The following is a 13,355-nucleotide window of genomic DNA, read 5'->3' on the forward strand; positions in this document are numbered from 1 at the left end:
GTCAGTCGTTTCCGCCGAGATCGCGGGGGGTGACGAAACGGTCGAGGCGGCCGATGCCGGGCGCTGTCGCGCTCCACTCGTCCACGGGAAGGTCGATGACGGCGAGGCCGCCGGTCGGGAATTTCTCTGCCATGCTGGCAAGATGGGGCGCCGGACCCGAAGCCACAAGCAGCTCGGCCAGGTCTTCGAGGCCGGGATTGTGGCCCACCAGCATCACGCTGTGGGCGTCCTTGGGCTGTTCGCGCAGCACAGTCATGAGGCGGGCGGCGGAAGCGTCGTAGACGCGGGGCTCGCTCGCCACCACTTTCGGCGGCGGCAGGCGGGCGGCCACAAGATCCCACGTCTCACGCGTCCGACGGGCGGGCGACACCAGGATGCGATCAGCCAGCAGGTGTTCCTGCGCGATATAGGCACCGATGCGGGGCGCCGCGTTCCGGCCACGGGCTGCAAGGGGCCGTTCCGGGTCGGCGATGCCGTCCGGCCAGTCCGACTTCGCGTGGCGCAGCAAAATGAGACGGCGCATGGTTACTAACCGATCAACGAATTGCGGCTCCTTATGGCGCACGCGGCCTGTGCAGCGCAATGACCGCTGCCGCGCCGCAGCGTCACGCCCCCCGGCGCAATAGCCGGTCAAATGCCATTAGAGCGCCGCAAATAAACGCTTTCTCAAGCTGGCGGCGTCAGCATTGCCCATCTCTTATTGGACCAATTCATGAGCCAGACGTCTGCGCCCCGGCCCCCCGCGCACGATGCGACGGTGCCCGAGCGCTCCGCCGCGGGCCCCAAGCGGATCATCGACTGCGACGTCTGCGTGGTCGGCGGAGATGTCGCCGGCCTCGTTCTGGCGGCGGATCTCGCCCGGCGCGGGCGCGACGTGGTGTTGCTGGCCATGGCCGGCCCTTCGGCGGCCGTGCCCTCCTGGCCGCTCGACAGCGTCGTGGCTCCCGGCTTTCCGCTCTCGACCCTCGAGCTTTCCAGCCGGGTCGGCCGCGACGATGCGCAGGAACTGCTCATTCTCTCCGCCCAGTCGGCGGAGGCGGGGCTGGCCCTCGCCGAGCGTCTCGGCGTCGAGATCGGCCCGCGCGGGCGGCTCACCGTGGCGCGTGCCCACGCGGCCGAAGACCTTTATCGCGAGCACGAGCTGCGCCAGGAGCTGGCGCCCGACACCACAGTCTTCGTCGGCGCGGACGATCTGGCGGCGCTGCTTGGCACGGAAACCTTTGCCGCCGGCCTCGGCGTCGTGCCGGCCGAACGCGTGCGCACCGCTTCCCTCGTCGCGGCGCTGGAAGACACGGCCCGGGCGGCCGGCGTGCGTTTCGTCAATGTGGAGGGCGCGCTTTCGGTCGATCTGAAGGGCGTCCGCAAGTATCTCGATATGGCGAACCAGCGGGTCCGCGCCTTTCAGGTCGCCGTGTGCGGACCGGCGGCGTTTGCCCGCCTCGGCTCGGGCGTCGCCCGGTTGCCACGGGCGCCGTGGGTTTCGGGCGGCTTCCGGCTGCCGGGCAGCAACGTGCCTTATGCCGGCGTCGTCGAGGAGTTTGGCCTCACCGGGCTCGCATATCATCTGGACGGCGACCGGCTGGCGCTTGCCGCCCAATCGGCCCTGCCGGTGATGACGCGCGTCGGTGCGGCGCGTGTGTTGCGGCGCCACGCGGCCGAGGTCTATCCGGTCGGCAGCGGGCTGGTGGAAGGCGCGCGGGCGCGGAGCCTGCCCGATCCGGGCGGCATGCCGATGCTGTATGAGGGCGAGCGCGGCGTCTGGTACGCGCTTGCACCCGGTGCCGGGTCGCTTGGGCTCGATTTCCTTGCTGCGCGCATGATCGTGGGTGCGATCGCCGAGCGGGACGACAGGATCGCCCTGCTCCAGCCTTTCGCCACGGGTGGCCTTTCGGGATGGACCGGACGGGTGGCGCGTTTTGCGGCCTTCTGGCACGTGCGCCTCGCCGCGCGCCTGCATATGGAGAAGGGCGCGCCAGCCCTCGCACCGGCGCAGGAGCCGGACCTTCCCGCCCCCCTTCCGGCACCGTCGACGGCCGGTGCGCTGGCCCGGCGGAGCGTCGCTTCGGCGGCGTCGGCCTCCCGCCATGCGGCGCGGGCCGCGCTCCATGCCGCCTCGGGCTGGGCATCTGGCCTTGCCACCCGCGCTGCGTCCGAAAACGGCCGCCGGCGCAGGCGGCTGCCGGTGGAGCCGCACGGCGAGCTGGAAGACGAGGCGCCGCCTCAGCGGCGGTAGAAGCTCTGCGGTCGCGTGCCTTCCCTGAAATAGCCGAAGAAGGCTGCGACGCCCGCCGCCTGCGCGAGGAGCCCTGGCATCAGCGCCGCGAACGCGCCGAGATCGGCGCCGTCCGGAGCAATGGCGTCGCGAATGGCGAACTGGCTGTAGCCTGTCGTCGCCAGCCAGAGCACCAGCACCCACGGCAGCACGAGAAGCGCGATGCGCGCGCGGGCCACGGTGAGCACCACCATGGCCACTGCCCAGCAGAACAAGACCACCTGCGGCATCAGCCCCAGCCGCAGCACCTGCTGCGCCACGCCCGCACCCGCGAAGGAATCGAACAAGGCGGAGCGCGCGCCGGTGAGGCCCAGTGCAGAGATCAGCGTGAACAGCCCGGCCAGCGGCAATGCGGCGATGCCGCAGGCGCACCAGAACAGGAAGGCCAGTGCCCCGCCGAGGCGCGGCGCGCCTTCGGGCTTGCCGGGGGTGGGGCTGCGGAGGGGGACTTGGGGCGTGGAGGGTGCGGTCATGGGGATCCTCGGATCCCCGGGCTTATAGCCGATCCCGCGCGCCGTGCATCCGGCTAACGCCGGCCCGACGTCGGACGAACGGCGTCAGCGTCCGAAATGATCGTGCCAGCTCTTCTGGCAGTCCGGGAAGGGCAGGCGGCGCGCCTCATAGACCGCGCGTGCCACCGCGCGCGCCAGCACGATGGAGGCGAGGGCGCCGAGCCGGGCGAGGTCCGGCAGCGGCGCCGCCAGATGCTTGCGGCCGGTCGCCATGGCGAACACCACGTCGCCGTCGAGCGGCGTGTGGACGGGAAAGAGCGAGAGTGCGAGGCCGTTCTGCGCCATGATGGCAAGCCGGCGCGCCTGCACCGTGGTCAAGATTGCATCGGTCGCAACGACGGCGATGGTGGTGGCGAAACGCGAGACGCCGCCCTTGAGCCGGGGATCGCTCGCCTCATCCGGAACATGCGTCGGCGCGCCGAGCCCGCCGAACTCGCCGCCCCGCTCATAGTGGCCAGCCCGGAAATGCGGGCCGTCGCCGAACAGCGGGCTTCCGGCGGCGTTGACCGCGACGATGGCGCCGACCACATGGCCGGTCGCGGTCATGGCCGAGGCCGAACCGAGCCCGCCCTTCACGGTCGCCGTCGTGCAGCCCGTGCCGGCCCCCACCGAGCCGAGGTGGAAATCCACGTCTGCCGCGTCCAGCGCATCGCGGCCGAGCTGCAGGTAGGGCGGATGGCCCTCCCAGCCCTTGTCCCCGCCATTGAGCAGGTCGAACAGGATGGCGCCGGGCACGATGGGCACGCGCGCGGTGCCCACCGCAAAGCCCCGCCCCCGCGCGGCGAGCCCCGCCATGACACCGGAGGCCGCATCAAGGCCGAAGGCCGAGCCGCCGGAAAGGGTGATGGCATCGACGCGCTCCACCGTCGCCGCCGGGTCGAGCAGATCGGTCTCCCGCGTGCCCGGCCCCCCGCCGCGCACGTCCACCGCCGCCACCGCCGGTTCCTCCGCGAGGATGACGGTGGCGCCCGTGCCGATGTGCGGTTCGGTGGCGTTCCCGACCAGGAGGCCGGGCACGTCGGTGATGAGGTTGCGCATCTCGCTCTTCCCTACCGGTTTCCCCGGCCCTGCAAGCAAGCCCCGAAAATGGAAAGACCGCGCCGGGGGCTTTGGCCCGGCGCGGTCCTTGTTGCGTCCGGCCTCGTCGACGAGACCCGATCCGTCCTGCCTCAGTCGAGGCGCCCGGAGGCGTGGGCGAGCATGGTGTAGACCTTGCCCGTGTCGGAGGTGAGGTAGGTGCGCGCCAGCGTGCTGCCGCGATCGTCGCCGGACACCTGATCGATGAGCCGCTCGAATTCGGCGACGTAGCGATCGACGGTCTCGCGGAAGCCTGCATCGGCGCGGTAGCGGCGCTTCAGGGCGTCGAAGGTCTGCTGGCCCTGCAGGGTGTAGAGCCGGCGGGAGAAGACATGGCTCTCGCCGTTATTGTGGCGGTCCCACATCTCCACGGCTGCCTGATGATCCACCATGCGGGCGATGTCGGCGGAGAGGTCGTCGAGGCTCTCCGGGGCCGCCACGGGGGCGGGGGCCGCCGGGCGGGAGCGCGGCGTGTCTTCATTGAGCTCGCCGGAGGCGCGGGCGAGAAGCTCGGTCAGCCAGCTGTCGCGTTCCTCGCCGTTGGTCTCGGTGCGGGCGGCGGGCCGGGAAGCGGGACGCTCGGCCGGTTCAGCGCGGCGGTTGGCGGGGGCACGGCGCAGCTCCGACTGGAGCAGGCTTGCGCCTTCGCTGCGGGCCGGCTCGGAACGGCCGGTCTCGCTGCGGCTGATGTCGGCGCGGGTCAGCTCCTGCCGGCCGATATCTTGCCGGCCGGTATCCTGGCGGCTCGCCTCGGCGCGGGCCGGCTCGGAGCGCTGGAGTTCCGAGCGGGGACTCTCGGCGCGGGGCTCGCGCTCGGGGCGGCTGCGCAGGGCGGAGGGGGCCTCACGCGATGCCTCGCGGGAGGCGCGGGCCGTCTCCTGCTGCGCGGCGCGGGCGGACGCTTCCACCACATCAAGGGCCTGACCCTGCCGGGCGACGATCTCGTTGAGCTCGGCCAGGGCCTTGATCTGCTCGGCGACCGCGCGGCGCATGGTGGCGGCGCTCGCCTCGGTCTCCGCGGGCAGTTCGAGGATGCCGCGCTTCATCTCCTCGCGGGCGAGGGTGATGGCCTGCTGCACATCCTCGGCCACCCGCTTGAGATCGGTGGCGACGGCGGTGAAGCGGTTGCCCGTCTCGCCGAAGAGGGTGTGCACGTCGTTGAGCGCCACCTCGTAGGTTTCGCGCAGGGCTGCGGCGGAACGCTCGCGCTCGGCGTCGGCAGCCGTGCGGACCAGCGCGAGCTGCTGCGCGACCGCCTCCGTGGAGCCGGATGTGGCCGCCGCGATGACGCTGGCGATCTCGCTGGCCTGCTTCTGGGAGGCCGAATAGGTCTCGTCGAGCATGGTGTGGAAGGCGGCAAGGCGGCTCTCCACGTCTCCGACCCGCTGGGCGAGGGAGCGGGCGAGCTGCTCCATCGCTTCGCGACGCGCAGCGAGGGTGCTGTCCACCTGGTCGTGGGTGGAGGCGAGCGTCTGGGTCGCCTCGTCCATGAGACGGCGGTTTTGTTCGAGCCGCTCGGACAGGGAGGACATCTGGGCCAGCGCGGTGGTCGAGACTTCCTTGAGCGAGCCGATCTGGGACTGGAAGCGCTCGGCAGTGGCGTCGGCGCTCAGGGCGATACCGGAGACGGCGCCGCCGAAGCTCTCCACCTGGCGGGCGAAGGTGCCCGCGAATGCGTCGAGGTGGGACACAGCCTGGGTGAGGGCGCCCTGGAAGGTGGAGTTGGCATCATCGAGGCGCTCGATGATGACGCCCACGTCCGTGCGCAGGGCGCTGTTGGTGGCGGTGATCTCCGACACGGCGCGCTGGCTGGTGCGCTCCAGCGCGGACAGGAAGGTGCCGTTCTTGTCGTCGATGAGATGGGCGATCTCGGTCAGGCGGGTGCCGAGGCTATCCGCCACCTTCTCCGAATGCTCGGTGAGGGTACGGCTGACGTTGCTCGATAGCGTGGTGAGCGAGCGCTCCACTTCGCTCGCCTCGGCACGCAGCGAGCCGGAGACGGTTTCGATGCGGCCGACAAGGGCGTCGGCGATGGCGGTGCCCCGCACTTCCAGCGACGTGGCGACGCCATCGAGGCGGCCGAGCACCAGCTCCTCGATGCGATGGACGCGGCCGTCGAGCACGGAGGCGATCTCCTGCGCCCGGACGCCGATATTGCGGTTCACCGCATCGGCACGGTCGGTGAGCACCTCGCCCAGCGCCTTGGAGCGGGTGGCGAAGAAGTTCTCCAGCGTCTCCACCGACTTGTCGAGGGACTCGGTGGCGTTCTTCGTGCCCTCGGCGATGGTGCGCGCGAAGTTGACCGTGCGGGTCGCGAGCGTCTCGGTCAGGCTCTGGGCGCGCTGGTCCAGCGTCTGCTCGATGCGCGAGAAGCGCTGGTCCATGATGGTCGCCACCGTGTCCGTGGTGGCGGACAGGCGCTCGTCCAGCGTCGAGGTGGCGAGACGCAGGTTCTCGTTCACCAGCGCCACCCGGTGGGTGATCTGGTCCACCAGCTCGGGAGCGTGCACCTTCACCGTGGTGTCGAAGTTCTTCACGCCGTCCTGCATGGCGCGGGCAAGGTGGGCGGCATCATGCTGCATGCGGTCGGCGAGCTCGGCGCCGCGCACGGTGATGGTCTCCTCCATCGCCTTGAGGCGGGCGGTGAGCATCTCCTTGATGGCGTCGCTCTTGGTGCCGATGGTCGCCACCAGAATGTCGGCGGTCTCGCGGAACTGTTCGGTCACCTTAGAGCCGCGGGCGCCGATGGCCTGCGTGACCTCGGTGGCGACACGCGACAGGCGCTCGGTCATGTCCTCGCCGGCACCGTTGAGGGACGCGGTGACCTCGTTGCCCTTGTCCACGAGCGCCGTGACCACCTGGTTGCTGGAGCGGTCGAGCGAGGAGGTGATGCGCTCGCCGGTCTCGGACAGGCGCTGCTGCAGATCCTCGCCGCGCACCGCGACGGCCTCGTAGATGCGGTTGCCGGTGGCTTCGATGCGGTCGGCGAGATCGGTGCCGCGCACGGCCAGCGTCTCGGCGACGCGCTCGCCGGTCTCCTCGAGCTTGCGGACGAGTTCGCCGCCGCGGGTGGAGAACTCGACCACCGCGCTCTCGCTGGTGGCGCGGAAGGCGGAGTTCACCTCGGCCACGCGCACGTCGATGTCGTCGGCGAAGCGGCCGACGTTTTCGGCCAGCGTGTCCGTGATGCCCTGCTTGAGGCGGTCGATGTTGTTGTTCACCTCGTCACCCCAGCGCTCGACCAGCTGCGACACGTCGGTGGTGGTGGCGAGCAGGTTGGAGGCGAGGTCGTCGGTGCGCGAGCGCAGGGTTTCCACCAGCAGGTCGCCGGATTCGGACAGATCCTGCCGGATGTCGGAGCCGGTGAGCTGGAGGCGGTCGATCAGCTCGCCGCCCTTGGCGGTGAGGCTGTCGATCATGCTGTCGCCGACGCGGGCGAGGGCGGCGGTGATGTGCTCGCCCTTCTGGCCGAGGATCTCGGTGACCTGCTCGCTCGCTTCCATCATGGTGGTGTGGATGCGCGAGGCGACGTCCTTCACCTCGCTGGAGAGCACCGTCTCGGCGGCGATGATCCCCTCGCGCAGGCGCTCGGTCTCGATCTGGATGTTGTGGCGTTCGGCCTGCAGGTCGTCGATCAGCGTGCGGATGCGCGTCTCGTTCTCCTCATAGGCGCGCTCCAGGGTGGCGACCTCGGCGCGCACCATGGATTCCAGCTCACCGGCGCGGGCGACGGCGCGGTCCATGCCGTCGCCCATGGCGGCGACCTCGCGGCGCACGGCCTGACCGACGGTGACAACGCTCTCCGTGGCAATGGATTCCGGCTGGGCGAGGCGCAGGGCGACCTCGGTCATGGAGCGGGCGATGCCCTGCAATTCCAGGGACCGGCGCACGATGCTGGCCATGCCGAAGAAGGCGAGCGGGGGAATGAGGATGCCGGCGAAGATGCCGAGCAGGGCCGGGGAGTCGCCGAGCGACTGGAGCCCGTTCGAGCTTGCCATCAGGCTATGATGGACGGTGTAGGCGAAGATGATGCCGATGACGATCCACACGAGCGAGGCGCCCGTCGCCCAGTAGAAGGGCACGACCGGCGCCTTCTTCTGCAACTGGCCGAGAAGCTGGCCGATGGGCTGGCGGTCGTCGTTGGCGGCGCGGCGCTCGGCTTCGCTGCGGGGGCGGGGCGCGCCCTCGCGGCGGCCGCCGTCGACGCGAACTTCGCCACCCTCGGGGGGACGCGGCCGGCGGTTGATGGGGCGGCCTTCACGCTGCGGTCCGGGACCGGAGAGAACACGTTCGGGCGCGGGCGGTCGATCCAGCGGGGTCCCGCGATCAGGCGGCAGGGGCGCCTCGCCCCCCTTGGCCGCAGCCGCATTGGCCTCGGCATTGTCGAGCTCGAGAGTCAGAGCCTCCTGGATGGCCGACAGAGCCGCCTCGGTCGGGTCCTGGATCTTCTTCGGGTTCTTCATCTCGCTGTCGCCTCTGCCCGCTTTCGGTGCCCTGGCGTGATGCCGCTCAAGGCTCCGATACCCGTACACGCCCCCGTCATCCGGCCATGCCGGACGAAGATGGTTTACCGTTTCTTATCCTAGACAGGCCGCGGCTCCGTTTGAACCGCCCCGGCCGCATTAATGAAGATATCGTTAATATCGAGCGGCTTGGCTTGGGCTTGGCCATTCGGTTCGCACGGGCGGGACCCGCGACAATCGGCGCCCACGCTGGTGCGGCGCGAGGCAAGCCGCTATAGCCAGTGGCCGGAAAGCGGCCCCGCCGCGGCCATCAGGCCGGGGTGCGCGAGCCGTCCGATCAAGCCACCGCCGCCTGCGCGGCGGAAGCCGGGAAGCGACAATCTATGGTTGCCATTACCTTTATCGAACACACAGGCGCGGTCCACAAGGTGGATGGACCGGAAGGTGCTACCGCCATGGAGACGGCGGTGCGCAATGGCGTTCCCGGCATCGTCGCGGAATGCGGCGGCGCCTGTGCCTGCGCCACCTGCCACGTCTATGTGGATGAAGCCTGGATGGACAAGGTCGGCCAGCCCTCCGAGATGGAGGAGGGGATGCTCGATTTTGCAACCGACCTTCGCCCCACCTCCCGCCTCTCCTGCCAGATCAAGCTGACGGCGGCACTGGACGGGCTGGTGCTGCACACGCCCGAGACCCAGGGCTGAAATCGGGGAGGCGAGGGGAGCGGCGCTCCCCTTTAGTCCACCTTCTCGCCGGGATAGACGCCGAACAGCTGGTTCTGCTGCACATAGCCGTCGAAGCCGTCGCCGGTGATGCGGCAGAACTTGCCGTCGCAGGTCTTCACCACGCCGAGCACGCTCGGCTCGAGCTTGGCCACGACCTTGGCGTCGGCATCGGCCGAGCCGCGCAGGGGCACGGTCTCGCCCTTCAGCCAGGGGGCGACGAGGGCGGTCCGCCGCAGCGACAGCATGGAGTGGTACACCCATCCCTCCGCGCCGTCGGCATCGCGGATGCGGCGCCACGTCTCATATTCGGCGGTCACCTCCACCGGCAGGCCGGCGCGGTTGAACACCCAGGCCACATCCTGATCCCGGTTCGGTCCGTTGCGGACGTTCACCTTGTCGGCCTTGAGCGAGACGAAGCGGGGAACCGGCAGGCCGGAGGTGCCAGGCTCGGCGGCGACTGCACCCGCAGCCGTTCCCACCATCATCGCCGCCGCAAGGGCCAGGGCTTTCACCGACCGGCTGTCGAGGCTTCGCTTCAGATGAGTTCGCTTTGCGGGCATGATGGGATCGTCCTTTCGCATCGCACCTAACCGACCGGAGGGGTGCGCCGACGTGGCGGGCACGTCAAGGCCCTGCGTCCCGGCGCGCCTTGTGTTTCCCCGGCTGTCTGATAGACGGGACCAGAACCGTTAAGAAATGGGGAATGGGGAGTAACGATGGTGCGTCGCAAGCCCCTCGTCGTTGTCACGCGCAAGCTGCCCGACTCGGTCGAGACGCGGATGCGCGAGCTTTTCGATGCCAGACTGAACATCGACGACGTGCCCATGGATCAGGCCGCGCTGGTGGAGGCGGTCAAGACCGCGGACGTGCTCGTGCCGACTCTGACCGACCGCATCGATACGTCGGTGCTCTCGCAGGCTGGGGAAAACCTGCGGCTGATCGCCTCCTTCTCCAACGGCGTCGACCACATCGACGTCGCCAGTGCGCTGAACCGGGGCATCACCGTCACCAACACGCCCGGCGTCCTCACCGAGGACACCGCGGACATGACCATGGCGCTGATCCTCTCCGTGCCGCGGCGCCTCGCCGAAGGCGCTCAGGCGATGATTGCGGACAAGGAAGAGTGGACCGGCTGGTCGCCCACCTGGATGCTCGGCCGGCGGATCTGGGGCAAGCGCCTCGGCATCATCGGCATGGGCCGCATCGGCCAGGCGGTGGCGCGGCGCGCCAAGGCATTTGGCCTGCAGATTCACTACCATAACCGCCGCCGCCTCAATTCCGGCATCGAGGAAATGCTCGACGCCACCTATTGGGACAGCCTCGACCAGATGCTGGCGCGCATGGACATCGTGTCCGTGAACTGCCCGCACACCCCCGCGACCTACCACCTGCTCTCCGCCCGTCGTCTTAAGCTCTTGAAGCCAGACGCTTATGTGGTGAACACGGCGCGCGGCGAGGTGATCGACGAGAACGCCTTGACCCGCCTCTTGGAAGCCGGCGAGATCGCCGGTGCCGGCCTCGACGTGTTCGAGCACGAGCCGGCGGTGAACCCCAAGCTGGTGCGCCTCGCCCGGCAGGGAAAAGTCGTGCTTCTCCCGCACCTTGGCTCGGCGACCCTCGAGGGCCGCGTGGACATGGGCGAGAAGGTCATCGTCAACATCAAGACCTTCATGGACGGCCACCGTCCGCCGGATCGCGTGCTGCCGGCGATGCTCTGAGGCGGAAACGCCTCAGCTCCGGCTGCGGCCGGAAAGACGGCTCAGGAGACGCGCGAGCCGGCTGACAGGCCCCGATGTCGGTGACGTTCGGGGCCCATTCGGTACGGGTATCGGCGGGTTCGGGGCGCATTCAGTCCCGACCTTGGCCGAGGCCTCGGACTGCGCCTGCTCCAGAGCGGCGATCCGCGCCTCCAGCGCCGCACGGTCGCGCCGCCAATCGTCGGCCAGTAGAGCTGCTGGTATCTGACTATGGGTCGGCGAGAAGGGGAAGGCGCCGCGGTCACGCGCCTCTGTCACCGGCCAGCGGTGGAACCATGACCCCAGGTTGTCCACCTCGAATCGCGCCACCTCTAGCCCTGACCGCCCCAGCGCGTAGGTGCCGGAGAGCTGATCCCTGCGGGAGTAGCGCAGCACCTGCGCGAGCCATAGGCGCATGGCGGCGATGACCTCGGGGTCGTGGTGGCGACGCAGGAGGATGGCGGACCAGAAGGGCACGGCTTCCAGCCCTGCCGGGTCTGTCATCACGTAATGGTTGAGCTGCTCCAGCACCCGCCCGCCGTCGTCGAGGCCCATGCGCAGGACCTCCATGAACTCGTCGCGGACGCTGGCGCGGAAGCTGTGCCCCGGCATGGCCGCAGCCACCCCGTCGCTCAGGTAGCGCGCGATCACCTCTTCCGGCGGCGCCGTCAGGATGACGCTGTTGTCCATGTAGAGCGAGACGTCGTAGCCCGGCAGCAGATCGTGCGGGGAGAGCTTGACGATGCGCTGGCTGCGCACCGGGTCGAGCGGGAAGGCCGGGACGTAGCGCACCAGCTTCCACGAGGCGCTGGTGAGGGTCGGATCATCGGTGAAGCAGAGGAAGTCGAGGCCGGAGGCCGCCGCCATGGGCTGCTCGTTCAGCGCCTCGTAGCCGCCGATCAGGCAGGTATAGACGCACGCGCGACCGGAGCCCTCCGCCATGCCTCAGGCCGCCGCGCTGCGCTTGTGCGCGGAGAGGTCGGTGATGCGCGCGCCTTCGCCCGTCAGCGGATTTTCCGGGTCCCAGCCATAGCTCAGCGTCTCGAAGCGCATGGAGCGCGCGTCGATCATCAGCAGGCGCCCCACCAGCGGCTCACCGAAACCGACGATGGCGCGGAGCGCCTCCAGGGCCGCGAGCGATCCGGCGACCCCGGCCAGCGCGCCCAGCACCCCGGCCTCGGTGCAGGCGGGCACGGTGCCGGCCGGCGGCGGCTCGGGGAAGAGGCAGCGATAGGTGGGGTTGGGGGTCCCGTCCGGCCCGCTCTCATGGGCGCGGATGGTGGTGATGGTGGCATCGAACGCGCCCAGTGCCGCCGTCACGAGCGGCTTCTTCGCCAGCACGCAGGCATCGGAGACGAGGTAGCGGGTGGAGAAATTGTCCGAGCCGTCCACCACCAGATCGGCCTGGGAGATGAGGTCCAATGCGTTGCCGGCGTCGATCCGCACCGGATGCGTCACCAGCTCCACATGGGGGTTCAGGGCGGCCACCGCGTCGCGGGCGCTGTCGGTCTTCAGCCGGTCGATGTCCTGCGTGCGGTGGATCACCTGCCGCTGGAGATTGGACAGGGAGACGACATCGTCCTCCACCAGGATCAGCCGACCGACCCCGGCCGCCGCCAGATAGAGCAGCACCGGCGCGCCGAGGCCCCCGGCGCCGATCACCAGCACGGTCGCGGCCTTCAGCTTCTGCTGGCCCGGTCCGCCCACGTCGTGCAGCACGATGTGGCGGGCGTAGCGCTCGATCTCTTCGGGGGAGAAGGCCATCTCTAATCCTCGGGCGACGCCTCGGGGGCTGGGCTTCAGCCGCCGGAGAGGCGCGCCATCATCGGCAGGAGCGTGTTGCTCACCGCCTCGGGGGTCAGCGGCCCCACGAACTTGTGGACGATGGTGCCGTCCTTCGACACCACGAAGGTCTCCGGCACGCCGTAGACGCCCCATTCTATGGCCGCGCGCCCCTTGGGGTCGACCCCCACCGCCTTGTAGGGCAGGCCGAACTGGCCGAGGAAGCGGCGGGCATTGTCCGGCGCGTCCTTGTAGTTGATGCCCACGAGGCTGAAGCGCGGGTCCTTGCCGAGCTGCATCAGGATGGGATGCTCCTCGCGGCAGGGGCCGCACCAGGAGGCCCACACGTTCACCAGCGCCGGCTTGCCGCCCAGCGCGGCAAGGTCGATGCCGGGCAGCGGCGCGCCGTCCGGCCCTTTCAGGCCTTCCAGCGGCGGCAGGGAGACGACGGGCGCCTTCTTGCCCACCAGCGCGGAGGGAATGCGCGAGGGATCGCCGCCGGTCTCCAGCCGCGAAAAGAACAGCCCGGCCAGCGCCAGGAACACCACCAGCGGCAGCGCCACCAACCACAGGCGGCGGCGCGGGCGGGCGGGGGTGATGACGGGATCGCTCATTCCGCCTCTCCCGATCGATTGGCCCTGCGGCGGCCGACGCCCCGCGCTTCCAGCTCCGACAGGGTGCGCCGCTGGCTGCGATAGTCCAGCACCAGCCAGAGGGCGAGCAGCCCGAGGCCGAGGAGGGAGACGCCGTAGGATGCGGCGATGAAGACGGTATGGGTCATGCGCGGG

At 70.0% G+C, this 13,355-nt stretch carries 12 protein-coding genes; 3 read left to right on the top strand and 9 right to left on the bottom strand.

Going from position 1 to position 13,355, the window contains the following annotated elements; genetic code table 11:
• Position 1 precedes the first annotated feature (1 nt).
• Positions 2-523: a SixA phosphatase family protein gene (locus V5F74_RS14180; protein ID WP_024278884.1), complete on the bottom strand. Its 522-nt coding sequence runs from the start codon at positions 521-523 to the stop codon at positions 2-4.
• 189 nt (positions 524-712) lie between these two features.
• Here V5F74_RS14180 and V5F74_RS14185 point away from each other — a divergent pair, with 189 nt between their 5' ends.
• Positions 713-2,233 (top strand): FAD-dependent oxidoreductase, encoded by a 1,521-nt coding sequence (locus V5F74_RS14185; protein ID WP_394008681.1) that lies wholly within the window; start codon positions 713-715, stop codon positions 2,231-2,233.
• Here the strand turns inward: V5F74_RS14185 and V5F74_RS14190 are convergent.
• The 3 genes from V5F74_RS14190 to V5F74_RS14200 form a co-directional block, all read right to left on the bottom strand.
• Entirely contained in the window at positions 2,221-2,745 is a 525-nt protein-coding gene (locus tag V5F74_RS14190; protein WP_250165774.1) for a hypothetical protein, read from the bottom strand. The two genes, V5F74_RS14185 and V5F74_RS14190, sit on opposite strands and share 13 nt — an antisense overlap.
• Positions 2,746-2,829: 84 nt before the next feature.
• Positions 2,830-3,822 (bottom strand): P1 family peptidase, encoded by a 993-nt coding sequence (locus V5F74_RS14195; RefSeq protein ID WP_029558651.1) that lies wholly within the window; start codon positions 3,820-3,822, stop codon positions 2,830-2,832.
• Positions 3,823-3,953: 131 nt separating this feature from the next.
• A complete protein-coding gene (locus V5F74_RS14200; protein ID WP_029558650.1) occupies positions 3,954-8,324 on the bottom strand; it encodes an apolipoprotein A-IV repeat region-like domain-containing protein in 4,371 nt (1,456 codons plus the stop codon).
• A 383-nt stretch (positions 8,325-8,707) separates the two neighbouring features.
• Here V5F74_RS14200 and V5F74_RS14205 point away from each other — a divergent pair, with 383 nt between their 5' ends.
• A complete protein-coding gene (locus V5F74_RS14205; protein ID WP_024278889.1) occupies positions 8,708-9,028 on the top strand; it encodes a 2Fe-2S iron-sulfur cluster-binding protein in 321 nt (106 codons plus the stop codon).
• Positions 9,029-9,060: 32 nt separating this feature from the next.
• On the opposite strand, the gene V5F74_RS14210 is transcribed toward V5F74_RS14205, so the two are convergent.
• On the bottom strand, positions 9,061-9,609 hold the full coding sequence (locus tag V5F74_RS14210) for an SH3 domain-containing protein (protein WP_024278890.1): 549 nt from the start codon (positions 9,607-9,609) through the stop codon (positions 9,061-9,063).
• Between the two features lie 156 nt (positions 9,610-9,765).
• On the opposite strand from V5F74_RS14210, the gene V5F74_RS14215 reads away from it, so the two are divergent.
• Positions 9,766-10,767 (top strand): 2-hydroxyacid dehydrogenase, encoded by a 1,002-nt coding sequence (locus V5F74_RS14215; protein ID WP_024278891.1) that lies wholly within the window; start codon positions 9,766-9,768, stop codon positions 10,765-10,767.
• Positions 10,768-10,779: 12 nt separating this feature from the next.
• On the opposite strand, the gene V5F74_RS14220 is transcribed toward V5F74_RS14215, so the two are convergent.
• From V5F74_RS14220 to ccmD, 4 genes are read right to left on the bottom strand one after another with little or no spacing between them, the layout of a single operon-like run.
• Complete coding sequence (locus V5F74_RS14220) at positions 10,780-11,727, bottom strand: glycosyltransferase domain-containing protein (protein WP_394008685.1); 948 nt, start codon at positions 11,725-11,727, stop codon at positions 10,780-10,782.
• A 3-nt stretch (positions 11,728-11,730) separates the two neighbouring features.
• A complete protein-coding gene (locus V5F74_RS14225; protein WP_394008687.1) occupies positions 11,731-12,549 on the bottom strand; it encodes a HesA/MoeB/ThiF family protein in 819 nt (272 codons plus the stop codon).
• A 35-nt stretch (positions 12,550-12,584) separates the two neighbouring features.
• A complete protein-coding gene (locus tag V5F74_RS14230) occupies positions 12,585-13,181 on the bottom strand; it encodes a DsbE family thiol:disulfide interchange protein (protein WP_029558647.1) in 597 nt (198 codons plus the stop codon).
• Positions 13,178-13,348 (bottom strand): heme exporter protein CcmD, encoded by a 171-nt coding sequence (ccmD, locus tag V5F74_RS14235; protein ID WP_024278895.1) that lies wholly within the window; start codon positions 13,346-13,348, stop codon positions 13,178-13,180. Before ccmD ends, V5F74_RS14230 begins: the two co-directional genes overlap by 4 nt.
• Positions 13,349-13,355 lie beyond the last annotated feature (7 nt).

Source organism: Xanthobacter aminoxidans, from assembly GCF_043193615.1.
Taxonomy (GTDB): domain Bacteria; phylum Pseudomonadota; class Alphaproteobacteria; order Rhizobiales; family Xanthobacteraceae; genus Xanthobacter; species Xanthobacter aminoxidans.